Source organism: Polaribacter gangjinensis, assembly GCF_038024125.1.
Taxonomy (GTDB): Bacteria; Bacteroidota; Bacteroidia; order Flavobacteriales; family Flavobacteriaceae; genus Polaribacter; species Polaribacter gangjinensis.
In genome coordinates this window covers 83,151-109,358 of sequence record NZ_CP150662.1, presented here as the reverse complement: position 1 = coordinate 109,358, position 26,208 = coordinate 83,151, and the positions used below count along the sequence as shown (strand labels likewise).

Below are 26,208 nucleotides of genomic sequence, written 5' to 3'. Positions count from 1 at the left end.
AATGAAAATTATCTAAAAAAAGTTGTCAACACGAAACCGATTTCGTAATTTTTAGCTCATTGAATTTTACGATTTGCATTCTATATTTACGATGTGGAATGTGAATTTATTGTTAAATCAAAATCAAATTTACAGTTATTACTTAACAAATTATACATGAAAAATTTTAAATTATTGTTAATTGGATTTCTTTTAGCTTCCTCTTTCAACATGTTTGCCCAACAAACAGTCCAAGGAGTTGTAAAAGAAAAAAAATCTGGTGATACGTTGCCAGGTGTAAGTGTTGTTGTGAAAGGTACAACAAAAGGTACAGAGACAGATTTCGATGGGAAATTTGCAATTGAAAACGTAAAAGCAGGTAGCATACTTGTTTTTAGATATCTGGGTTTTGCAGATAAAGAAATTGTAATTGGAACCAACAAAAATCTGGTTGTAGAATTAGAAGAAGCTTTAGAACAACTAGATGAAATAGTTGTTGTAGGTTATGGTTCTACAACTGTAAAAGATGCAACAGGTTCTGTTGAGGCTATTACTGCTAAAGAGATGACTAAGGGTAACATTGTAACTCCAGAAAACTTATTAAGTGGACGAGTTGCAGGGGTTAATATTACCACAAGTGGTGCTCCTGGCTCTGGTTCTCAAATTAGAATTCGTGGTGGTTCTTCTTTAAACGCATCAAACGATCCATTGATTGTTATTGATGGTTTACCTCTATCAGGTGTTGATTTGAATAGTATCAACCCTAATGACATTGATTCATTTTCTGTACTTAAAGATGCTTCTGCAACTGCTATTTATGGTGCAAGAGGTGCTAATGGTGTAATCATTATTACTACCAAAAAAGGGAAAACAGATTATTCATTAGATTATGACTATCAAGTTGCTTTTGGAGAAATCAAAGACAGAATTTCTGTGTTTGATGGAGATGCTTTTAGAAGTTTAATTGCAACTAGAAGACCTAATGATGTTGGAATGTTAGGAACTGCCAATACAAACTGGCAAGATGAAATCTTTCAACAATCAGTTTCTACTCAACACAATATCAGTGCAAGAGGACAAATTTTCAAGAGAATTCCTACAAGACTTTCTGTAAATTTCTCTGAAATTGAAGGAAATATATTGACTTCTCAATTTGACAGAGCCAACGTTTCTTTAAGTATGAATCCATCATTTTTTAATGATCACTTAAAAGTAAGTTTAAATTATACAAGAGCTTTTGTAAATGAAAGATTTGCTGATGCTGGTCAGGTAAATGCTGCTTTGCGTTATGACCCAACTCAACCAGTGTATGATCCAACATCTCCTTTTGGTGGTTTTTATCAACACATCACTAGAACTCCAAATGGTGTTTTAGTTGATAATGGAACAAGAAATCCAGTGGCTGCTTTGTTACAAAATGACAATAGATCAAACAGATTCAGACAATTTGGAAATTTAAAAATTGATTATAAATTACATTTTTTACCAGAAGTTATTGCTAGCGTAAGTGCTGGTTTTGATAAATCAATTCAAGAAGGTTCATTTTTTAATCCTTTGAATAGTCCAGCAAACTATACAGATTTATTTATAGGTGGTGAGGGTTCATATACAAATGAAAATTTAAACGAAAACTTTAATGCAACTTTAAATTATGCCAATACTTTTAGCAAGTTTAAAACTGATTTTTTAGTTGGTTATGATTATCAATCTTTCAATGGAAATGGAGATAGCACAGGAAATTTAAGAAATCCTAATGATACAGGTTTTACTTCATATGTAAATACACCTGTTGTTTTAATTGGTTTCTTAGCAAGAGCTAATATTACTTTCAATGAAAAATATCTATTAACATTGAATTATAGACGAGATGGAACTTCGCGTTTTGGTCCAGTAAACAGATGGGGTGATTTTGGTGGAGCTGCTTTTGCTTGGAGAATGAGCGATGAAGATTTCTTAAAAGACAATAAAGTGATATCAGAATTAAAATTACGTGCTTCTTATGGTATCAATGGTCAGCAAGATGGAATTGCAGGTGATTTATATTTAGACAGATATCGTTTTGGAAATCAAAACTCTCAATTCTTATTTGGTGGTGTGCCAATTCAATCAACTATCCCTTCTGAAAGAAGTAATTTACGTTGGGAAAAAGTTGCTACAGTTGAATTTGGTGTAGATTACGGTTTATTTAACAACAAAATTTCTGGATCTATCAATGCTTTTAGAAAAAATTCAACAGATTTAATTTCTGATGCGCCAGTTGCTGATGGTTCAAACTTTACAAATAGAGTTCTTCAAAATATTGGAGACTTACAGGTAGATGGTTTAGAATTTACAATGAATGCTGATGTAATCAAAAAAGAAAACTTGAATTGGAATGTAAACTTTAACGCAACTTATTTAGATCGTGAAATTAAAGAATTGGCTTTAAATCAAGATGTAACTACAGGTGGAATTGCAGGTGGTACTGGAAACTTTATTCAATTATTTAGAGAAGGTTTTGCACCAAATTCATTTTATGTTTTCAAACAATTATATGATACTGCAGGAAAACCAATTGAAGGTGCTTATGCTGATTTAAATGGTGATGGAATTATCAATACTCAAGATCGTTATTTAAAAGGAAATCCACAAGCTGACTTTACCTTTGGTTTTCAATCCAATTTCAACTACAAGAATTTTGATATGACTTTTAACTTGAGAGCTAGTGTAGGAAATTATGCTTATAACAACATAAATTCTGGATTAGCACAATATGATTTATTGCAAGACAATGCAGTATTAGGAAATATTCCAACTTCTGTTTTAAATACCAATTTTAGAAGTACTTCAGACGTAATCATTTCAGATTACTATTTAGAAAATGCTTCTTTCTTAAGAATGGATAACATCACTTTGGGATATACTTTTAACAAACCAATCAAAAAATTTGCTTCTAACAGCATTCGTATTTGGGCGGGTATGCAAAATGTATTCACAATTACAAACTACTCTGGTTTAGATCCTGAATTGTTTAACGGAATTGACAATACAAATTTTCCAAGACCAAGAACATTCTTGGTTGGTGCAAATATTAAATTTTAATTACAAAAGAAATAAAGATGAAAAAAATTATGAATTTTAACAAATTAGCAATCTTATTTCTTGTGATGCTAGTTGCGATGTCTTCGTGTACAAAAGACCTTGACATCACTCCACAAGACGATCAAGATTTATTAGGTGAAGATTTTTTTGCAACTGAAACCGCTTACAAACAATTGTTAGCTGGGGTGTATGCAAACTTATCTTTAACTGGTGTTGACGGTCCTGGATCCTCAAATATTGATGGATTAGATGCTGGAACAAGTCAGTTTGGACGTGTTCTTTTATATTTACAAACCTTATCAGCTGATGAAATGATATGGTCTTATGAAAACGACCCTGGAACACGTGAAATTCAACGTAACATATGGAATGCTGATGATCCTATAATCCTAGGAATGTTTGGTAGAACAAATGTTACAATAGCTTTTGCAAATAACTTTTTGAGAGAAACTACGGATGAAAAATTAGCTTCGAGAAATGTTTCTGATGCAACAAAAGCAGAAATTGTAAAATACAGAGCTGAGGCACGTTTGTTAAGAGCAATGTCTTACTACTATATGATGGATTTGTTTGGAAAAGCAAACTTCACTACAGAAGCAGACGCTATCAATGCTCAACCTGCAGCTTACAATCGTCAACAATTATTTGATTATGTAGAAAGTGAATTAAAAGCCATTGAAGGTGATTTAGCTGATCCAAAAACAAACGAGCATGGAAGAGCTGATAAAGGTGTTGCTTGGATGATTTTAGCAAAAATCTATTTGAATGCTGAAGTGTACATTGGTCAAGCTAAATACACAGAATGTATTGATTACTGTAAAAAAATAATTGGTGGAGGCTATTCATTAGCAACCAATTACTTACATAATTTCATGGCAGATAACAACACAAATTCTGCAAACAATGAAATTATCTTCCCATTAATTTCAGATGGTACTTATGTTCAAAACTACGGACCAACAACTGTTATGATTAACGGTTCAGTTGGAAGTTTAGAATTGAATGGTGCTCCACTTGGCGTTTCTGCTGGTGGTTGGGGTGGTGCTTTACGTTTAAGAAAACAATTTGTACAATTATTTGATGCAAGTATTTTTAATAACGATTCAAGAAACACCATCATTAAAGGTTCAAGACCAATTGATATTTTAGATATTTCTGACAGAGATCAAGGATATATTTTAGAGAAATATTCAAATGCTACTTCAACAGGTGGATTTGGTGTTGACCAAACATTTGTAGATACTGATTTCCCATTATTCAGATTGGCTGACGTGTATTTAATGTACATTGAAGCTCATTTAAGAGGTGGTGCTGGTGCAAGCCCTGCTGATGCAGTTTCTTATATCAATGCAATTAGAACTAGAGCTAACAATCCTCAAAACAATCTAACAATTGGTGATTTAACATTGGATTTCATCCTAGATGAAAGAGCAAGAGAATTGCATTGGGAAGCTCATAGAAGACAAGATTTAATTCGTTATGGAAGATTTACTGGAGGTTCATACAATTGGGCTTGGAAAGGAAATGGAACTAACGGAATTGCTTTGCCTGCTCACATGAATTTATATCCAATTCCTTCAGCAAGTTTAGCTTCTAACCCAAATTTAACTCAAAATCCTGGGTACTAATATTTAAAAGAATTATAAATGATGAAAAATATAAAAAGATTTTCAGCAATCACACTTATTGGAGTATTTACAATGCTTTTCAATGCTTGTGATGACAACTCTGAATTGTTTACAATTTCAACACCAACAGCCCCAGTTTTAGCAAATGTTGGTTTTACAGATTTACAGTTAGATCCTGTAAATACAAACAATCCAGCACTTACTTTAAATTGGGAGGCTGCAGACTATGGTCAGCAAGCATCTATCAATTATGCTGTTCAGTTTTCTAGTGATAATGCTTTTACAAATCCTGTAACTGCTGCAACCATTACCGGACAAACGAATGTAACTTTATCTGTTAGTGAAGTAAACGCAAATGCAGGTTCTGCAGGTTTAAATCCTTTTGAATGGAAAGCATTATACATCAGAATTCTATCAACAATTGGCTCAAGAGATGCTGAAGCAGCTGCTTCAAATGCTATTGAAATCAATGTATATCCTTACTTCAACTATGCATTTAATGATTATTACTTAGTGGGTGATGCAACTGCTCCTGGTTGGAATAACAATAGCAACAATCCTCCTTTATTTAGAGATGCTACTGATAGCAATGTATTTTATTATACTGGAAGATTTTCAGGTGGCGGTCACTTTAAATTATTAGAGACTAAAGGCTTATGGCAACCTCAATGGGGTACAAATGATGGCTCTAAAATTGAAGTAAATCCTGGTACAGGTTCTGATCCTGAGCGTTTTCCAACAGCAGGCGCTAGCGGAGTTACAGAAGGATATTATACGTTTACCATCAATTTTGCAACGAATACTTTTTCGTTTACTCCTTTTAATGCAACAGGAATTACTAGTCCAGCTTCTTTAAGCTTACAAGGTTCTAGTACATCAAACATTGCAATGACTCAATTAGGATTTGACGGACATCAATGGTATGCAAATAATGTAAGATTAACTCCTGGTGCAGTAGAATTTGTAACTGGAGCTGGTGCAAGATGGGGTAACACAACTTCTTTTTCTGGTGTAGCAACCAATGGTGGTGGTGCAATTCCTGTAATTGTAGAAGATGATTATGATGTGTGGTTTAATGATTTAACTGGGCGTTATATTTTAATTCCCTTAAACTTATAATATCAACTTAATTTAAACGATAAAAAATGAACAATTTTATAAAAAAATTAAGCTATCTAATACTTTCATTTACCTTATTACTAGGTTCTTGTGATGTAGAAGACAGCTTGGTAGTTACAAGTCCAGAGCCTGAATTTGTACTAAACACACCAGGAATAAGCACTATTTTCTTAAATTTTGCTTTGCCAGACAATCCTGCATTTACCATCAACTGGAAAGATGATGTGAATACAGGTGCTACTTATACTATTCAAATGTCTTTGGAACCAGAATTTGCAAATCCTACAACGTTAGGAACAACAACAACTTCTAACTTTTCAATGACTGTTAATGATTTCAACAATGTATTAAACAGCTTAAATGTTACTTCTTTTACTAACACTGCTGTTTATATGAGAATCTCTACTGGAAGTAGCATTTCAAACACTATTTTATTCCAAGTTTCTAAATTTGCCGTTCAATTACCAGTATTTACAAGTCCAAATGCAAATGATTCATTTGTATTGTCTGATGTAAATCCAGATGCTGTAATTGCTACTGTAACTTGGGATGATCCAGAAATTACTTCAGTAAGTACTGTTGCTGTTACGTATCAATTACAAATGGCAGAGGCCGGAACTGATTTTGCAACTGTTGCAAACTTAGGAGAAACTGCAAACAAAACAATAGATTTAACTCATGGTGCTTTAAATACTGCTGTTTTAGATAACAACGGAGTTGCTGGAACTGCTGCAAATTTTGAATTCAGAATTCGTGCAACTGCTAAAACTGCTGCTGGTGATTTATTCAGAACTTCTGAGACGTTAACACTTTCAATCACTCCTTATGATGTTGCCTTACCTCCTGCTCTTTATGTAGTTGGTGCTGGTGCTGTGGATGCAGGTTGGGGTTGGTCATCACCAGTTGAGTTGTTATTACAAGGAAAAAAATGGTCTGGAAACATCAATTTATCTCCTGATAATGGTGGAAACTTCCGATTTTTCACTGACAAAGCATTAGAATGGGGTTCTCCAAGTTATAATTTCCCATATTTTACTGACAGAGGTTATACTATTGATAGTAATTTTGAAAACGCTAATGATGGTGATAGCAACTTCCGTTTTATTGGTACTGCAGGATCTTATTTCTTAACTATTGATACTCAAACAAAAACAATCACTTTAGGACCACCAGTAGTTGGTCCGAACTGTAACTTTGATCAGTTATGGGTTGTAGGTGCTGGTGCTGTTGATGCTGGTTGGGGATGGGCTTCACCTGTTCAAATTAGCTGTACTGGAACTGGAAAATATGAAGGGAATATCAAATTAACAAATGATGCTTTCCGTTTCTTTTCTGACAGAACTTTAGAATGGGGTTCTCCAAGTTTCAATTATCCTTATTATGCAAATGCAGGATATACAATTGATGCTGACTTAGTAAACGCTAATGATGGAGATAGCAATTTTAGATTTGCTGGCACACCTGGAACTTATTTCTTAACAATTGATGATGTAAACAAAACCATCACTTTAGGTCCAGAACAATCTCAGTGTGAATTTGACCAACTTTGGTTGGTTGGAGCTGGAGTTCCTGACGCTGGTTGGGGATGGGCTTCTCCTGTAGCATTACCATGTACTGGAGCAGGAATTTACTCTGGATCTGTAACTTTTGCAAATGATGCATTCCGATTTTTCACTGACAGAACCTTAGAATGGGGATCACCAAGTTACAATTTCCCTTATTTCTCAAATGAAGGGTACACTATTGATGCAAATTTTGAAAATGCAAACGATGGTGATAGCAATGTACGATTTATTGGTACTCCAGGAACGTACACGTTGACTGTAAATACAGTTACCAAAACAATCACATTAAATTAAGTTTTATACCCAAAAAGACCATACAAAATATTTTGTATGGTCTTTTTATTAAAAAAAATATCTTATGAGGAAAAAACTACTTTTTATTTCACTACTTTTTATTTCATTAATTGCAAAAGCGCAAGTTACTTTCGATGTAAGTGCTATTGAAGTTGATAAACCTGTTACAATTACCGTTGATATTAATAGTACAGCAACTAACTGTAATGGTTTAAGCAATCCTGCAAAAGTATATATGCATGCTGGAATTGGTAACAAAGCAAATGCTTTCGGATTTAATGTTATTGGAAACTGGGGACAAGATGATGGTGTTGGTTTGATGACCAATAATGGAAATGGTACTTACAGTATTACCATTACTCCACAAACATATTTTAACTTATCTCCTATCCAAATTCAAACTGCAGCGCAAATGGGAATGGTTTTTAGAAATGAAACTGGAACTCAAGAATTAAAAGCCACAGGTTGTAAAGATTTTATTTTCCCTGTTGGAAAAGTACAAGTTCGTATCACAAATCCTACTGCTAGTCAAGTTTTAGTGAGTTCAGGACAAAATTTATCTATTACAGCTCAAATCGATTTTCAAGGTTCAACAACCGTTCAAGGTAGTATTCAAGTTTTCTTGAATGATGTTTCTGTAGCTACTGGAACTTGTGGATTTCCAAATTGTAATGCAACCATTACCAACATTACTCAAGGTGGCACTGTTAGAGTTGTAGGTACTCCACCAAACTCAACAGAAACAGGGCAAGCTAGTTTTCAAATCATTTTAGTGCCCACTGTAATCCCAGAAGCCATGCCAAATGGACTGTTAGATGGAATTAATTATGGTTCTGATCAAACCAAAGCAACCCTTGTTTTAACTGCTCCAGGAAAAGATTTTGTTCAAGTTGCGGGTAGTTTTAACAACTACACTCCTACTGCAGCTGATGTAATGAAACGCGATCCAAACACAGGAAAATACTGGTTAGAAATAAGCAACTTAACTCCAGGAAAAATAGAAACCTATCAATACTGGGTATATGATCAAACACCCGTTGTAAATTCTCCATCAATCGTAAAAACGGCTGATCCATTTTCAACATTGGTTTTATCACCTTTTGATGATCCTTATATTTCATCAACAACTTACCCAAATTTACCTGCATATCCCTCAGGACAACAACGTGAAGTAACCGTTCTGCAAACAGGAAAAACACCTTACAACTGGACAGTTACCAACTTTCAAAAACCCAAAAAAGAAGACTTGGTTGTTTATGAAGTTTTAATTAGAGATTTTGATGCTAATAGAAATTTTCAGGATTTAATTGACAGAATTAGTTATTTCAAAAACCTAAATGTAAATGCCATTCAATTAATGCCTGTAATGGAATTTGAAGGCAATGAAAGTTGGGGTTACAATACCTCATTTCACATGGCTTTAGATAAATTTTATGGTACTGAGGAAAAATTCAAGGAGTTTATTGATTTGTGTCATCAAAACGGAATCGCAGTAATTTTGGATGTTGCTTTAAATCATGCGTTTGGAAGAAATCCTATGGTTCGCATGTGGATGAATGATCCTGATAACGATGGTTGGGGAGATCCAAGTAGCGATAATCCTTATTTTAATCAAACAGCAAGACATAGTTATAATGTGGGAAGTGACTTTAATCATCAAAGTGCCTTAACTCAAGAATATACCAAAAGAGTTGTAAAACACTGGATTGAAGATTTTAAAATTGATGGATTTCGTTGGGATTTAACCAAAGGTTTTACTCAAAATTGCTCAGGAAGTGATGAAGGTTGTACCAATAGTTATCAACAAGACAGAGTTGATATTTTAAAACAGTACGCTGATTATTCTTGGTCTTTAGATACCAATCACTATGTGATTTTTGAACATTTAGGCGAACAAAATGAAGAAAAAGAATGGGCAAACTATCGTTATAATGAAGGTAAAGGAGTAATGTTATGGGGAAAAATGACAGATCCTTACAGTCAATTGATTATGGGATACAGTGCAAACTCAAACATCAGTGGAATTGGACACAAATCTCGTGCTCAATTTAATGGTCCTAGAATCATTGGATATCCTGAAAGTCATGACGAAGAAAGAATCATGTATAGAGCTGTAACTTTTGGAAACAGCGCAATTGCTGCTCATAATGTAAAAGATTTAAACACCGCATTATCTAGAATGTCTGCCATTGGCGCAATAAGTTTAACCATTCCAGGTCCAAAAATGATTTGGCATTTTGCTTCTTTAGGGATGGATATTTCTATTTTCGCTTGTAACAATGGTACTGTAAATGAGCCAGGAGGAACAGATGGCGATTGTAAATTAGACACCAAACAACAACCACAATGGACAGATAATTGGATGTCAATTCCTGCTAGAAAGAAAATTTACGATGATTGGGCAAGAATCAATTTATTAAAAATTAACGAACCTGTTTTTGAGGGAGATTACACAATTACCTCAGGTTCATTAACTCCGAGAATTGATATTTACGATACCAATATTCCTGAAACGGGACTTAGAAATGTAGTTATTTTAGCCAATTTTGATGTTGTGCAACAAACCGTAAACACCAATTTTCCATTAGCTGGAGCTTGGGTTGATTTGATGGATGCAACAAACAACACAACCTATTCTGCAAGTACAATTACATTGCAACCAGGTCAATTCAGAATCTTTGGAAATAAAGCTGCTACCCTATCAAATGACGATATTACATTAGAAAAAACTACCCTACAACTGTATCCAAATCCAACTTCTAGTACTTTTTCTTTATCAAAAGATGTACAAAAAGTAAGTGTATTTGACATAACAGGCAAGCAAGTAAAACAGTTTTCGAGTGCAAACATCAAAAACAATTTGTTTTCGGTAACTGATTTAAATTCCGGAATTTATTTTGTGAGAATCCAAGAAAATTCAAACAACATAGAAACCAAAAAACTAATTATTAACTAATTAAAACCTAAAAAAAACATGAAAAAAAATTATTTTAAAATTTTGGGAGGATTGTTTCTAATGCTTTTTATTAGCGTACAATCTTTTGCTCAATTAGGAACAACAACATTTAATACAGCATCTGATATTGCTGGAAATTATGGAGGAACTTGGACTAATGGATCAAATCAAGGGTCAGGATTTGGTACTTGGGTATTTACAAATAGTGTTTCGAACAGTGGATTCTATATTGGTGGAACTGGACAAGGAGATCCTAGCTTTGGAATTTACTCAGAGAATAGTGGAAACTTTGCTGCTGCGCAAAGAAATTTTTCATCAGCTCTAAAAATGGGTGAAAAAATTTCAGTAAATATTGGACACACAGCAACTATTAATGGTGAAATTTTTGTTCAACTTTTAGATGATGGTGCTCCTGTATTTACTCTAAAATTTGTTGGAGGGGATGATAGATGGAGAATTAATGACGGAGGGTCAGATTTTGATTCTGGTCAAATGTATTCAGCAAATAATAGTCTAGCATTTACTTTTAGTTATAATGAAGATGGTACATATTCTTACTCTTTCGGATCTGGAAATGGATCAAACTTTACAGCAACTAACAATATTTCAGGAATAAACAGTATTAAATTTCAAACTACTAATCAAGGTGGAGGTCAAAATTTTGGTTTTAATAATTTAAGCATTGATAGTAAATATACAATCACAAACAATAGTACTGTTGCTTCCGATGCAAATATTACAATTCCTTACTTAGAAGTTCAGGCTGGTAGTACTGTAAACATTGGTACTAACAGTAATACAACTATATCTGGTAATCTTACAGTTAATGGAAATTTAAACATTAATTCAGGAAGCTCTTTAATCGTAAACGGAACCTCAACAGGAAATGTAACATACAATAGAGCCATTGATTTTGTTTCAGGAAATTTAAATGGTTGGCATTTGGTTTCTTCACCAGTTTCTGGAGAAGATATGACAGACATGAGAGCAAATAATAATTTTGCGCCTGGATCAGGTGGTGATAGAATAGGCTTTGCATCATATACGCCAACTACAAATCAATGGAGTTATTTTACTACTGCATCAACAGATGCATTGGCAGCAGGAAAAGGTTTTTCAGCTAAACTAGGAAGCACAGGAAACCTTTCTTTTACAGGAACAATCAACACAGCTGATGTTAATGTTTCAATTACTTCTGATGTAACTGGATATTTTAATTTAGTGGGGAACCCATATACTTCTTTTATAAATAGTAAAACTTTCTTAGAAGATAATACAAACTTATTTCCTGCAGATATTTGGGTATGGGATTCAGCAACGAATAATTACATTACATATTCTGCTGTTGATGAATTTAAAGTTGCTCCAGGTCAAGGTTTTTTTGTAAAAGCAACTAGTGGTACAACTGTTGATTTTACAGCATCAAATCAACTACACAATGCTGACACTTTCCAAAAATCATCCAAAATAGAAGTAAAATTAATGATGAATGATGGTTCTGCTGATCGTTTTGCTAAAATGTATTACCTAGACAATGCAACTAAAGGTTTTGACAACGGTTTTGACGGCGAAACATTTGGAGGTATTGAAAACAATGTAGATGTATTTACAAACTTATTAGAAAACAACGAGGGTAAAAAATTCCAAGTTCAATCATTACCAATTGCTGAAATGGAAACCATGATTGTTCCTGTAGGTGTAAAAGCAGCTGCTGGTAAAGAAATCACGTTTACTGCAGAAGCTATGAATTTACCTGGAGATGTAAAAGTATTCTTAGAAGATAGAGTAACAAATACCATTACTCGTTTAGACCAAGCAAACACTTCTTACAAAGTAACTTTGAATGATGCTTTAAACGGAACAGGACGTTTCTTTTTACACACCAAAGCATCAGGTGTATTGAGTACTGATGATATCGCTTTACAAAACACAAGCATATATGCCATCAACAACAATACTTTGAGAGTAGTTGGTTTACCATCAGGAAATGCCAATGTAAAAATGTACAGCATTTTAGGAAAACAAGTGATGCAAACTTCTTTTAGTTCAACAGGAGTGAAAGAGATTTCATTACCAAAATTGTCAACAGGAATGTACATTGTACAAGTAGAAACTGCTGCTGGCAAATTGAACAAGAAAATCGTTTTAGAATAATTAATCCCATTTTAAAAAAGAAGACATCATGAAAAATCAAGATAAAAACTCAGAAGAAATCACAAGAAAAGAGGCTATCAAAAAAATAGGAACTTACGGTAAATATGCAGCCTTAACTGCAATTGGAACCTACCTTATTTTAAGTCCTAAAAAAGCGCAGGCTCAAAGTCCTGCTGAACCAGGAACTGGATTTTAATATCAATAAATTTAGTGAAGTGTGTAAACAAAAGAGCTGCTAAAATAGCAGCTCTTTTAATTTTATAAGCTTTCCATTTTGTAAATGTAATTAAAGCATTTATATGCCTTTCCGTAAGTTTTTCAATATATTCCTCTCATTAGTAAATACATGTCGTAAGTGCTTTGGTCTTTGTCATCCTATTTTTACTTCAATACGCATTATTGTTGGTTCATACCGCTACAGGAATGTAACAAAGGAAAAGCGGAACACATCAACAATAGTACAACATACACCAACAATAAAGCAAAACGTATTAACAATAAGACAACATACATCAACAATAAAGAGGAACGTATTAACAATAAAGCGCAAACTAACAACAATTAAACGAATTGTATTCTATCAAGCTTGGAAAGGAGTAATTGTTACAAATCGCTGCTATTTTAGCAGCTCTTTTAATTTTACAATCGTAAAATCAATCTCTTCTTTGGTGGTGAATTTTGAAAATGAAAATCGTATGGAAGTTTCGTTTGCTTCACCATGAGTCAAAATTTCTCTTAAAACGTGTGATCCTTTATTGCTTCCACTTTGGCAAGCTGAACCTCCAGAAACGGCAATTCCTGCCATATCTAAACTAAAAAGTAATAAGTCGTTTTTAATAGGAAAACGAACATTTAAAATAGTATATGCACTTTTATTTAAGTCTGATGAAGTTCCATTAAATGCACAATTTTTAAAATGAAATTGCAACTCATCAATAAAATATTTTTTAATAGTATTGATGTATTTTTTATCATTCTCTAGATTTTTACACGCAATTTCTAGGGCTTTTTCCATACCTAAAATTCCGTGTACATTTTCGGTACTAGACCTTGCTCCTTTTTCTTGATTGCCTCCATGAAAAAGCGGCATAATTCCAAAACCTTTTTTAAAATAGGCAAAACCAACACCTTTAGGACCATGAAATTTGTGAGCACTTGCAACCAAAAAGTCAATGGGTGTTTGCTGCAAATCAATTTTATAATGCCCAACTGCTTGAACAGCATCCGAATGAAAAAGTGCCTCGTATTTGTTGGATAATTCACATACTTCATGTGTTGATAGTAAATTTCCAATTTCATTATTGATAAGCATTAAACTAATCAATGTTTTTTTATCAGAAGTTGCTAAAAGCGTTTCTAAATGTTGCAAATCAATGTTTCCTTGAGCATCTAATTGAACAAAATCCAATTGAATTCCGTTTGTTTTTTCTAAAAATTCGCAGGTATGCAACACTGCATGATGCTCAATTTTTGAACTAATAATTCGTTGAACTCCTAGATTAAAAACAGCGTTTTGAAGAATTAAATTATCAGCTTCTGTACCTCCTGAAGTAAAAATAATTTCGCTTGCAGAAACATTGAAGTGTTTTGCAATGTTTTTTCTAGCAGTTTCAATGGCTGATTTTGCTTTACGACCAAATTGATGTGTGGAAGATGGATTTCCATAATTTTCTAAAGACGCAGCATGCATTACTGATAAAACTTCAGCATCAATCATTGTAGTTGCAGCATTGTCTAAATAAATTGCTTTCATGATGCAAAAATACGGTTTACAAATTAGAAATTACCATTTTGAAAAACAACTACTTCAGTAGCTCCCAAACCATATTTTTTGTAGGAAGCATCGTAAAACTTTACCGGATATTTTTGAAACAATCGAATCAATTCAGATTTTAAAACACCTTCTCCTACTCCATGAATGAAAACAATTTTCGGAATTCTTTTAGAAATCGCGTATTCTAATTTTCGTTTAGCAGTATCTAATTGCAAATTCAACATGTCAAAATTATCCATTCCTCTTGTTGAGTTTACCAATTGATTGATATGTAAATCAACTTCAAAAATCACTTCATTCTTTTCCTTTTTAAAGGCACTTTTTTTGGATGGTTGTGAAGCAATTTTTTCTTTCAACAATTGATGATTGATGTCCGAAAATTTAGAAAGTTCGTATTGATCTTTTTCAATTTTCACCAATTCAGTGGCTAAAAAAGACAAAATCATGCCGTCATCAGTTCTGATTTGAACATTTTTTCCATCAATTTTAGTGATGATTCCTTTCAAAACATCATCCAAAACTGCCACTTTATTTCCAATTTCTAAACGCATTCTTAACTATTCCTTAATTTCAACCGAAATCGAAATGATTTATTTTTGTTGCAAAAATACTAAGATGTTAAAGACTTCATCTATTTCTACTAAAAACTTCTTTGAAAAAGCTTCAAAAAAGATTTTTATACCAGAAAATAGAAAAAACAATTTGCTAAAAATTGCGAAAACCATTGCTACAACATACGAAAAAAATGAAGTTGTAAATCTTACTTTCATTTGTACAAAAAACTCCAGAAGAAGTCAAATTGCGCAAGTGTGGGCTTTTTTTGCTGCAACGTATTTTAAGTTAAATATTCATTCATTTTCTGGCGGATTTGAAGTTACCTCATTTAACAGAAGTACTATAAAAACACTTCAAAAAGCAGGATTTTCGTTTCAATTGTCTGATTTTTCGCATCAAAATCCGAAATATGAAATTTCATTTGATGGCACAAAAAAATACATTATTGGCCACTCAAAATTGATAGAACATCCTGAAAATCCATTGAATTTTATAGCAATTTCTACTTGTTCAAATGCAGACGTAAATTGCGCCTATCTTGGCACAAAATATGTTTTTCAGTTGCCTTTTGAAGATCCAAAAAACAGTGATGGAACCTTGTTACAAGAGGAAAAATATATGGAAATTAACAAGCAAATTGCAGGTGAAATCTACTTTATTTTTAATGAGGTAAAACAAAAATTGCCTTTTTTACTCTAAAAAAATTAAAAATAACATTCATTACTCAACAGCCAATGCGTATTTCTTTGCAAATTGATGTCTACATGAAGAATGATTTCGTGGGTACCAAAATTTCCTCCTGTAAAATCAAATTTATGATCATAGGCATAACCCACTCTGAATTTCTTGTTTAAAATTACTGCAAATAAGGCACTTACCGTACTTTGATGGCGATAAGAAACACCCGCTTCAAAAAGATTTTTATAAAACAAATTGAGATTTACATCTACAGATAAAGGCAAATTTTTTGTATAACGAATCATTGTTGATGGTTTCAATTTGATGTTTTCTGTTAGATCATACAAAGTTCCTGCTGTTAAAAAAACACTCGGATTTTCTGACAATCTTGGTTGATTGAAAGAATCGTTGATGTAAAACTGAGGTGTTTCTAACAAATGCGGAATTGATATTCCTGCATACATTTTTTGATTGTAAAAAAAGGCTCCAAAACCAACATTCGGAAAATTACCAGAAGTCGTTTCATAAATATCATTATCGGGCGTAATTCCGTCAGCCAAATTGTTGGTGAAAAAAGTCATTCCGCCTTTCAATCCGAAAGATAATCTGCTGTATTGTGAGGTGATTAACGTGTAAGAAACATCAATATTTACATTGTTCGTTTCTGACAAACCAATGTTGTCATTTACAAAAGTAGTTCCTACTCCTAAACCTCTTCTCAATCTTGCGTTGATAGAAAAAGTGCGTGTTTTTGGTGCACCTTCAATGCCAACCCATTGTTCACGAGATAATAATGATGCACTCAATTCTGCTCTTGTACCAACATAAGCTGGATTTATAATTTGCATATTGTACAAATATTGGGTGTAATGTGGCACTTGTTGAGACCAAAAATCAAAACTTACAAACAACAACATCAACCCAAAAAAGTAGCGATTTTGAGTGGTTTTTTGAGATACAATTTGACCAAGTTTTTTCATTATCGTATCAATTGTATAAAGTTCGTTTTGGGTTTTGTAACACCATCATTATACTCTAATGTGTAAAAATAAACGCCTGTTGGTAAAGGTTTTCCACTAAAAGTTCCATCCCACCAAATAGGATTTGTATTGCCATTATTGCTGTAATTAAACACTTCATTTCCTTGACGATTGTAGATTCTAATTCTAAAATTTGGATACAGATCTGCAATTCCTGAAATTTCAAAAACATCGCTTTTTCCATCGCCATTTGGTGAAAATAAATTTGGATAATCGTTGTCTTTGATGGTTCCTAATCCTGATGGTAAAACCGTATTTGAAACATTATCTAAATTAGTTGTTACTTGTAAAATAAAGGTTTCAGTATCTTCATTTAATTTGTCATTGATGGTATTTACAGTTTGCTTGATGCCAAAAGAAAGTGCAGGAATTGTTCTTAAAACGTTTACAAAATCGTAATCTTCATTGGCAAAAGTTGTTAAATCAATGGTTTCTAAGGTAAGATTAATGGCTGCATAATTTTGCATTGGTTCAGAATTCGCATTCAATAAGTTGATGGAAAATTCCATAATTTCACCTTCTTCCACAATGATATCATCAATAAAAATAGTTGGATTTGGATCAATATCAACAATGGTCGCTGTTTTTTGTAAGTCTTGATTGCCAACATTGGTAGTTGTTACTGTGCCAATAACATTGATAGTTTCTTCATCCAATTCATTCAAATTATCTGTATTTGAATTGATTGAAAATGAAATTTCAGTATTCGAATTACTTGGATCAGTAGTGCCATTAATTGTTAGAATTTCAGAAAAGGATTTATAATCATTTGGACTAATGGCAATATTATCAAACGTTTTTACATCAATAGTAATAGGTGTTGAACTTGGATGCGAAATGGAAATTGTGTGTGACAATGCAACTCCTTCATTTTCTCTGGAATTATTCATTGTGATTGAAGGTGGCAAATCATTATCAATAATGGTTCCTATTGCGCTGATTTCTTTATTTAATGTGTTATTTGAAACAATGCTCGCTTGCAAGGTAAAAAGTTCAGTTTGCTCAAAAATTGGATCTTCAAAAGAAATTATGGTAAATTGAGCTGAAGATGTATTTGCAGGAATTGTAAAAGTTTGATTTGTGATTCCAAGAAAATCAAAAGGAGACGTTGCAACGTCATAAGTTGTTGTGGTATTTGTGCCATTTAAAGTTGTCAAATTGATGACAATTGGTGAAGCACTTTCGATGGCAATTGTTTCATCATTTTTAGTAACTAACGAGAATGTAAAAATCAAATCAATGCCTTCAGTTACAGAAACATTATCAATATTTACCTGAATTGCGATGAGTTCTCTCCAATCTCTTTCTGGAGTATCTGAATTATCTGCATTCGGAAAACTCGTTGGATTTTGTCCGTTAGTAGGATTCACCAAACTATCATTGGTATCAAAAGCATCATCCAAACCATCATTATCTGCATCTAAAATTAAGGGTATAATTTCAGGATTTCCATCAGCATTTGTGTCCCAACCTTCTACAACATCATTTCTAATATCGTTATCAGAATTGATGTCTAGATAATCTGGAATTGTATCTGCATCAGTATCAATTGGAATTATTCCGTTTGGAAAAGCAGTATCAATCCCGGTTTCAGAAAAAATACCATTTGGTGAAATAAAATTGGCTGTTAATTGCGCTTCAATAATATCAACAATTCCGTCATCATCTGCATCAATATCTAAGAAATTTGGATTTCCGTTATTGTCTGTATTTGGAATCGTGTAAGAAATATTGGCATTTGTGGAATCATTGGTTTCTTTAGAATTATCCAAACCATTTGCCCCAACAGGATTATTTGTAGCTCCATTTCTGTTAGTATCAGAAAGCGAATTTCCTGCTTCTACAATATCAAAAATTCCGTCATTATCACTATCTAAATCTAAATGATTTGGAACTCCGTCGTTGTCAAAATCAAACAAATCTACAATTCCGTCAGCATTCGTATCTGAACCAAAATCAGTGTCTCTGTAATTGGGAATATTGTCATTATCGTCATCATCTAACGGATGTAAACCATTGTATTCTAAAATATCAGGAATGGTATCATTATCATCATCAAGGTCTATTGTGTTTACAATTCCGTCATTATCAGAATCTGTTGAGGCATTTACAGAAATACTTTGGGCTGAAGTAATTGCGCCATTCAGGGGATTTCTTGAGGTGAAAATTGCCCTATTTATTCCACTACAAGTTTCACTATAAACCACTGAAAATTGGACAGTAATTGTTTCATCTTTTCGTAAAATTCCATCTGAACCTAAAAATAAATTTGTGTTGGAAGTACCATTAAAATTCGAATTTAATGTTGGATTTGAAGTAGCTGAAGAACTTGAAATTATGGGTGTTCCAACAGAAATAATATTACCTCCGCAAGTAGTTGTTAAGTTGTCTTGGATTTGTAAATTGGTAAGTTGAACAGATTCGCTTGTATTTTTAATGGTAATTTGATAGGTAATTTCCTCGTGTTCTAAAATTCCGTTCGGAATTTTATTTACGTTTGATATTACTTTGGAGGTACTTGAAGCAGCAGTAAATAAAAAACGCATGCTTGATGTGTTGCAATTGCATTGCAATGCTGAAGAAACACTATTCGTTGCTGAATTGGTTTTGTAATATCTATCTACGTGATTTCCCAAATTATCAGACCATAAAACAAATGAATTTCGCCTTTTACTATTGGCAGTTAATTCGTCAAAACCATCCAAACTTCCTTGAGTTTGAGACCTAGTAATTTGATTAAAAAAACTATAAGCTGTTGAGGCATAAGGTGCAATCACATAATACAGCTCTAAAATAATTTTTTCATCAGCAGCTAATGAATTATTGGGAGCTAATAAAAAAGTTTCCGTATTTCCGTCATAATTACTATTTATGGTGACTGTTGGACCGGAAACTTGTTGAATTCTAATTTCAGAAAAGGTAATTCCGTTGTCTAAAAAACTACCCAAACCCATATTAAAATTGATGTTTTGAGCAGTTCCAATTCCTTCGTTAGTAATGATTACTCTGTTTGCATAATCATAAGTTCCATCAAAATTGATGACTCCAGGAGGATTTAAAGAATCATTAAACTCGGGAATATACAATCCTGCTGAAACAATTGCTTCTGTTGTATGAAAATCAGTAAGTAAAAATGAGGCAGTTGCATTTCCTCTATCTGAAGTAATATTGATGGTGTTTTCAAAATCAATTCCTGATCCAGATGGAGTTGGATTGGGTCTTCCATCACAAAAAGGTCTGATTGTTACACAAAAATTAATGGTAACATTTTGCCTTGGATACAAGGTTAAATTATTAATGGCATCAGTGCTAAAAATCGAGTTTGATGAAATATTTAAAAATCCTTCATTCACTGCATTGTTTGTAAATTCTCTAGGATAACCTGCAGGAGGATTCAAATAATCGCGTGTAAAAGTATTGTTTGATATACTTACTTCAGTAACATCCACCACACAACCATTTCCAAAAGTCGCTTGTAAATTGTTTGTAATATCAATGTTTTTTATCAAGCTTGTAGGATGATAATCTCTTGCAGTACTTTTGTTTGAAACAACAATTGTATATCTTACTTTGTACTCTCCATCAGATGTAAAACCTTGATTACAGCTAGAAAGTTGAGTTAATTCTAATAAATTATCAATATTTTGAACAGTAATATCTAAAATTGCAGAGGCTGTAAATGTTCCATCAGTAATTGTATATGAAATTGGTGGAACAGTGTCTCCAATATAATTTGGCGCGGGTACAAAAACATAACTACCATCTGCAGCAATTGAAATTGAACCTTGAGTTAAAATAGCGGTTTGCCCTACTTGATAAGTAATTCCATTTACAGTAAATTGCGTTACTGAAAGTACATCATTATTAGGATCAGTATCATTCGCCAATACTCCAGGAGCGGCAACAGTTAAGGTAGTGTTGATTTCAGCAGTATCATAATCTATTACGGCTACAGGTGGTGCAGGTGGCAGCAAAACCGTAATATTTAAATTTGCTGAACTTGTAAAAGTTCCATCAGTTATAGTGTAATTGATAGTTTGAACAACTCCAAGGAAATTAGTAGTCGGAAAGAAAGTATAACTCCCATCAGCAGCAATAGTTAATGATCCTTCAGAAAAAGTGGCTGTTTCACCTGCAGCAAACGAAGCACCATTTACTGTAAATTGTGATATAGAAAGTACATCACCATCTGCATCAGTATCATTTGCCAAAACTCCAGGAATTACAACTGATAATGATGTATTTCTTAATGTTGATACATTGTCATCAACAGCAATTGGAGGTGCTTGAGCGTATAAAAATTGTGTTATGAAAATTAATAAAATTGCATAACTTAAGGTGCTTTTTGTCATTTAGGGAAAATGGAGAAATCACTCAAATTTAATCAATTTTTTCGATAATTCTTTTACTTAAATCTCAATACTTTTATCATAAGGAATCATCTTTAAAATATGATTGATTACGTTTATTCTTGCCTCTGTTTTTCTATTGGCACGTATTATTTTCCATGGTGAGATTTTAGTGTTCGTCCTTGCAAACATGGCATTTTTATATGCTGTGTATTGATCCCATAATTCTTGTGCTTTTTCATCTAATTTGGTCATTTTCCATTGTTTTAATGGATCATTTTTGATGTCCGCAAAACGTTTTGCTTGTTCCGTTTTTGAAATTGACATGTAAATTTTAACCAAATGAATGCCTGATTCTAAAATCATTCGTTCAAAATCATTCACCTGATTCATAAAAATTTCATATTCTTCTTGAGTACAAAATCCGTTTACAGGCTCTACAACTGCTCTATTATACCAACTTCTGTCAAAAAAAACCATTTCACCAGCTTTTGGAAATTGCTCTACATAACGCTGAAAATACCATTGAGATTCCTCGTCTTTTGATGGTTTTGGCAAGGCAACAATTCGCATGTGACGTGGATTGATACGCTCAGTTACGCGTCTAATAGCTCCGCCTTTTCCTGCTGCATCTCTTCCTTGAAATACAATGATAATTCGTTCGTCATTATTAATTGCCCAAGTTTGAAGGCGAATCAATTCTGCCTGTAATTTTTCGATTTTCTTTTGATAATCAATATATCTTAGTGCCTTTTCAACATTATAAGGTTCTTTTAAAAGCAATGCTAAAAACCCTTTTTTGGAATTCAACCTTTTTAAATCCTCTTCTTTTAGATGTATATTCATAACACTAATCTATTTGATGAATATTAGAACGAAAATAACGCATCACCACATTTGGATCTGGAGTAAGTACAGTACCTGCCTGCGATTTTCCTTCGTAATTAAATTGCGACAAAACATGTCTCATGGCTTCTAATCTGGCAACTTTTTTATTATTAGTTTTGATAATCATCCAAGGACTATAAGTTGTATGAGTTTTAGAAAACATTTCTGCTTTGAATTCTGTGTATTTATCCCATAAAATTTGACCTTGTTTATCAACTGGACTAAATTTCCAACGTTTTAATGGATTTTCTTTTCTAGCTTCAAAGCGTTTTAACTGTTCTTCTTTTGTTATTGACAACCAAAATTTAATAATTACAACACCATCTTCATACATCATATGCTCAAATTCAGGTACTTGCACCAAAAAATTCCTGTACTGATTTTCTGAACAAAAACCCATAACTGGTTCTACAACTGCTCTGTTGTACCAACTTCTGTCAAAAAAAACAATTTCGCCAGGATTGGGTAATTCTTTGATATATCTTTGAAAATACCATTGACCTTTTTCAATATCAGTGGGTTTATTCAATGCTACTAACCTACTAGACCTTGGATTGAGATGCTCCATAAATCTTCTGATATTTCCTCCTTTTCCAGCGGCATCTCTTCCTTCAAAAATAACAGCAACTCTCATATTATGGTTGGAAATATGGCGTTGTAATTTTACCAATTCAATTTGTAAAAGCCGTAATTCGTTGTTATAGGTTAAAGCTTCTTGTACTTTGGTATAAGAAATGTTTTTCTCTTTTATTTTGGCAAGTAATTCTTGATTACTTTTTATAATTTGAAAATCTTCTGCAGACAGCGTTTCTTTACTAATCATCGAGTTCATTTAATAGCACTAAAATAAAACCTTTTTTTGACAATTGTGTTAAAAAAGAATGATTTTACATCTGTTCATTTATATTTGTGGTCTATGAAAAATTTTCTGTTTCTATTATTGGTTTTGAATGCATTTTGGATATTTTCTCAACAAAAATTTTCAAAAGAAATCAGTTTTATCAATGACAACGATTTGTATGTTTCTTTTGTCAGAGATCGATATTATACAAATGGCATGTTTTTAAACTACAGGTATTTAGCAGAAAACAACAAAGAATCTCTAGAAAAAAGAATTTTCCAATGGCAAATTGGTCATAAAATGTACACGCCAAATAAGCCAAATGTGACTTCAATTAATGAACATGACAGACCTTTTGCAGGCTATTTATACGGAAGTTTTGCTATTTCAAATGTTTATAAAACTAACAAAATCCTGACAACTTCTTTTGATATTGGTATGATTGGAGAAAATGCATTTGGTAAAGAAATTCAAGATTTTATTCACAAGTTATATGGTTTTAAATTAGGAACTGGCTGGGAATATCAAATTAAAAATGCAATCGGAATTAATTTTGGCACAGAATACATCTCATATATTGGTAAAGATTCTTCAGGTATGTATGATATTTCATGGATAAATACTGCAAATATAGGAACTGTTTTTACAGATATTTCTACTGGATTTTATGGCAGAATTGGTTTTAAACCTTTGCAAAAATTAGCGAATTCTATTGCTTTTAAAACCAATTTGAATGATGAAAATACGAATGATGTTAGAGAAATTGAATCTTTTCTTTTTATAAAACCAACTGTTAGATATGCAATTTATGATGCAACCATTCAAGGAAGTTTTTTAAATCCTGGAAGTGCAGTAACTAAAGAATTGATTCCTGTTGTATTTAATCTTGAAATTGGACTGAAATTCACCGCAAATAGATTCCATTTTGGATACGTTTTTAATTACAATACAAGTCAATCTGAAGGATTAAAATATACCTATGGAAATAAATTTGGAACAATTGCGGTTCATTATTTATTGCATTAGCTAGCAAAAAATTCATCTTTAAATCCTATCAAATATAACTTTTCTTGAGCTCTTGTAATGGCTGTATACAACCATCTGTAGTATTCTTTTGAAACACCATCAGGCAAATAAGGTTGCTCAACAAAAACAGTTTTCCACTGTCCACCTTGCGATTTATGACAAGTTATGGCATATGAAAACTTGACTTGCAACGCATTGAAATAGGGATTTTTTTTGATTGCCAATAATTGTTTGTAACTAGAAGTTTCATCAGCATAATCTTCTTTTACAGCTTGGTATAATTTATTGGTTTCTTCATAAGTCAAGGAAGGACTTTCGCTAGTCAAAGTATCTAAAAGTAAAACTGTTTCAAAAGGATTCATTTCTGGATAATCAATCATTCTGAGGGTAACTTCCGCAAATGAAAATCCATAAATCTCTTTGATGGTAAAAATCCGCAACACTTCGCAAATATCTCCATTCGCAATAAAACCTGCAGGCGAAGTTTCATCCAACCAAAAATAATTATTCTTCACAACCATGATGTAATCTCCAGCAGAAATGGTATTTTCTTGACCTCGAATTTGCATCCGAATTTGCTGATTGTATTCATTCGCACGCTTATTTGAACGCACAATAAATGCAGTATCTTCTACTCCATTTGAATTGTATGCATCCAAAATGGCATCTTCAATGTCATAACCATCTTCCAATCTTTTGATATCAGGAAATTTTACTTCAAATTGAAATGGATTTCCATCATTTTGAATCAATTTTCGCAATTGAGTTGCGTTGAACAAAATTCCCGAATTTTCATGTTGACGCATCACTTCATCCAACTCAATTTCTTTAACATCCTTAAAATAATGTCTGGTTAAAATGTCTAAATCTAAAGCAGGACTAACATTTAATTTTACTGGTGGAAGTTGGGCTGTATCTCCAATAAAAAGCAACTTGCAATTTTGACCTGAATAAACATACGAAATCAAATCATCTAACAAAGATGTAGTTTCAAACGAATTTTGATGTTGTTTTTCATCAGGAATCATAGAAGCTTCATCTACAATAAAAATAGTGTTTGTGTGCTTATTGGGTTGCAGCACAAATGAAATTGATGCATTTGATTGCTTTTTGGGAAAATAAATTTTTTTATGAATCGTAAATGCTGGTCTTTTTGAATATACTGAAATCACTTTTGCAGCTCTTCCTGTTGGCGCTAATAAAACCGCTTTTTTTCCTGCAAATTTTAATGCATTTACAAAAGTACTTATAGTTGTTGTTTTCCCTGTACCTGCATAACCTTTCAACAAAAAAAGACTTTCTTTGTTGGTTTCAAAAATAAAAATACTCAACAATTTAAGCAGTAAATCTTGCTTTTCTGTTGCCAAAAAAGGAAAGTTTACACATAATTGTTTGTAAAAATCAACGGGTTTTTGAATCATAAAAAATATAATTCAACAAAGATACCTTTCTTTACAAATAAAAGTTTTTATGATTGAAAAAAAATTGTAGATTTGCCTTATTACTATTAAAAACAAAATAAAATGAGTTTATTACTAATGATTATAGGAGCTGTCTTAGTAGCTGTTCTTCTTGCTTTTGCAATTGTTAAATATCTTCCATTAAACTTACGTTGGATTCCTTCAATTATACTGTTAGCTGTAGCAGTTTTCTTAGGATTTAAAATCTATGGAGGTATTATGGAGCCTATCCAATTTAACAAAGATAAAGTTAAAAAATATGCACCAGTTGTTGAGAATTTAAAAATCATCAGAGATGCTGAAATAAAATTCTACGAAAAATATGGAAGATATACCAACAACAAAGAATTGTTAATTGCTTTCATTGAACAAGCCAAACTTGCCATAACTGAAACTAGAACAATTGTAGAAAAAGAAAACAGAGGTGGTGGAATTATTGTAGATGTTGAAAGAAGAGTAACAGATACGATTGGTTATGAGCCTGTGTTAAAATATTTTGAAGGTCGTGATTACAAAAACATGTTCAAAGTTCCTGGAGTTGAAGGTGTAGAATTTGAATTAGAAGTTGCAAAAGTTGAAAAAGTTCAAGGTTTGATCGTTCCTACTTTCATGGCTAGAACTTCTAAAAAAGGAATTTTAGCAGGTATGAATGAATCATTGGTAAAACAAGAATTAGAAGCTATAGAAACTGATCAAATTAAAGGTGAATACGTTTCTGTAGGTTCATTAGATGAAGTAACAACCGGAGGAAACTGGCCACCATCTTACGATAAACCAGGTGAAAAAAAGCAGGAGTAACATATCTTTAAAAAACACTAACA

General features: G+C 32.7%; 17 protein-coding genes. 10 read left to right on the top strand and 7 right to left on the bottom strand.

Annotated features, from left to right (window positions below):
- The first annotated feature begins 156 nt into the window (after positions 1-156).
- The 7 genes from WHA43_RS00455 (at position 157) to WHA43_RS00425 (ending at position 12,972) form a co-directional block, all read left to right on the top strand.
- Positions 157-3,060, top strand: a complete 2,904-nt coding sequence (locus WHA43_RS00455) for a SusC/RagA family TonB-linked outer membrane protein (protein WP_105047227.1) — start codon at positions 157-159, stop codon at positions 3,058-3,060.
- Between the two features lie 17 nt (positions 3,061-3,077).
- Positions 3,078-4,688 carry a RagB/SusD family nutrient uptake outer membrane protein gene (locus WHA43_RS00450; RefSeq protein ID WP_105045220.1) on the top strand — a complete coding sequence of 537 codons (1,611 nt, stop codon included), beginning with the start codon at positions 3,078-3,080 and terminating at the stop codon, positions 4,686-4,688.
- 18 nt (positions 4,689-4,706) lie between these two features.
- Positions 4,707-5,807 (top strand): SusE domain-containing protein, encoded by a 1,101-nt coding sequence (locus tag WHA43_RS00445; RefSeq protein WP_105045219.1) that lies wholly within the window; start codon positions 4,707-4,709, stop codon positions 5,805-5,807.
- 26 nt (positions 5,808-5,833) lie between these two features.
- A complete protein-coding gene (locus tag WHA43_RS00440; protein ID WP_105045218.1) occupies positions 5,834-7,666 on the top strand; it encodes a SusE domain-containing protein in 1,833 nt (610 codons plus the stop codon).
- A 64-nt stretch (positions 7,667-7,730) separates the two neighbouring features.
- Entirely contained in the window at positions 7,731-10,622 is a 2,892-nt protein-coding gene (locus tag WHA43_RS00435; RefSeq protein ID WP_105045217.1) for an alpha-amylase family glycosyl hydrolase, read from the top strand.
- Between the two features lie 18 nt (positions 10,623-10,640).
- The gene (locus tag WHA43_RS00430; RefSeq protein WP_105045216.1) at positions 10,641-12,776 is read left to right on the top strand and encodes a T9SS type A sorting domain-containing protein; all 2,136 of its coding nucleotides are present in this window, start codon (positions 10,641-10,643) and stop codon (positions 12,774-12,776) included.
- Between the two features lie 28 nt (positions 12,777-12,804).
- On the top strand, positions 12,805-12,972 hold the full coding sequence (locus tag WHA43_RS00425) for a hypothetical protein (protein ID WP_170039477.1): 168 nt from the start codon (positions 12,805-12,807) through the stop codon (positions 12,970-12,972).
- Between the two features lie 420 nt (positions 12,973-13,392).
- Here the strand turns inward: WHA43_RS00425 and WHA43_RS00420 are convergent, their stop codons facing one another.
- Together WHA43_RS00420 and WHA43_RS00415 are read right to left on the bottom strand one after the other, a co-directional pair.
- Positions 13,393-14,529 carry a cysteine desulfurase family protein gene (locus WHA43_RS00420; RefSeq protein ID WP_105045215.1) on the bottom strand — a complete coding sequence of 379 codons (1,137 nt, stop codon included), beginning with the start codon at positions 14,527-14,529 and terminating at the stop codon, positions 13,393-13,395.
- 23 nt (positions 14,530-14,552) lie between these two features.
- Complete coding sequence (locus tag WHA43_RS00415; protein WP_105045214.1) at positions 14,553-15,101, bottom strand: DNA mismatch repair protein MutS; 549 nt, start codon at positions 15,099-15,101, stop codon at positions 14,553-14,555.
- Positions 15,102-15,165: 64 nt separating this feature from the next.
- Between WHA43_RS00415 and WHA43_RS00410 the strand changes: the two genes are divergently transcribed.
- Complete coding sequence (locus WHA43_RS00410) at positions 15,166-15,804, top strand: hypothetical protein (RefSeq protein WP_105047226.1); 639 nt, start codon at positions 15,166-15,168, stop codon at positions 15,802-15,804.
- Positions 15,805-15,809: 5 nt separating this feature from the next.
- Here WHA43_RS00410 and WHA43_RS00405 read toward each other — a convergent pair whose 3' ends face one another.
- From WHA43_RS00405 to ppk2 (WHA43_RS00390), 4 genes are read right to left on the bottom strand one after another with little or no spacing between them, the layout of a single operon-like run.
- Positions 15,810-16,763, bottom strand: coding sequence for a PorP/SprF family type IX secretion system membrane protein (locus tag WHA43_RS00405; RefSeq protein ID WP_105045213.1), 954 nt, complete (start codon positions 16,761-16,763; stop codon positions 15,810-15,812).
- Complete coding sequence (locus WHA43_RS00400; RefSeq protein ID WP_105045212.1) at positions 16,763-21,175, bottom strand: gliding motility-associated C-terminal domain-containing protein; 4,413 nt, start codon at positions 21,173-21,175, stop codon at positions 16,763-16,765. The genes WHA43_RS00405 and WHA43_RS00400 overlap by 1 nt, the downstream gene beginning before the upstream one ends.
- Before the next feature lie 57 nt (positions 21,176-21,232).
- Positions 21,233-22,018, bottom strand: coding sequence for a polyphosphate kinase 2 (gene ppk2 / locus WHA43_RS00395; RefSeq protein ID WP_105045211.1), 786 nt, complete (start codon positions 22,016-22,018; stop codon positions 21,233-21,235).
- 4 nt (positions 22,019-22,022) lie between these two features.
- The gene (gene ppk2, locus WHA43_RS00390; protein WP_105045210.1) at positions 22,023-22,883 is read right to left on the bottom strand and encodes a polyphosphate kinase 2; all 861 of its coding nucleotides are present in this window, start codon (positions 22,881-22,883) and stop codon (positions 22,023-22,025) included.
- 93 nt (positions 22,884-22,976) lie between these two features.
- Between ppk2 (WHA43_RS00390) and WHA43_RS00385 the strand changes: the two genes are divergently transcribed.
- The gene (locus WHA43_RS00385; protein ID WP_105045209.1) at positions 22,977-23,927 is read left to right on the top strand and encodes a lipid A deacylase LpxR family protein; all 951 of its coding nucleotides are present in this window, start codon (positions 22,977-22,979) and stop codon (positions 23,925-23,927) included.
- Here the strand turns inward: WHA43_RS00385 and WHA43_RS00380 are convergent.
- Positions 23,924-25,348: an ATP-dependent DNA helicase gene (locus WHA43_RS00380; RefSeq protein WP_105045208.1), complete on the bottom strand. Its 1,425-nt coding sequence runs from the start codon at positions 25,346-25,348 to the stop codon at positions 23,924-23,926. The genes WHA43_RS00385 and WHA43_RS00380 overlap by 4 nt on opposite strands.
- Before the next feature lie 102 nt (positions 25,349-25,450).
- Between WHA43_RS00380 and WHA43_RS00375 the strand changes: the two genes are divergently transcribed.
- Positions 25,451-26,185: a hypothetical protein gene (locus tag WHA43_RS00375; RefSeq protein WP_105045207.1), complete on the top strand. Its 735-nt coding sequence runs from the start codon at positions 25,451-25,453 to the stop codon at positions 26,183-26,185.
- Positions 26,186-26,208 lie beyond the last annotated feature (23 nt).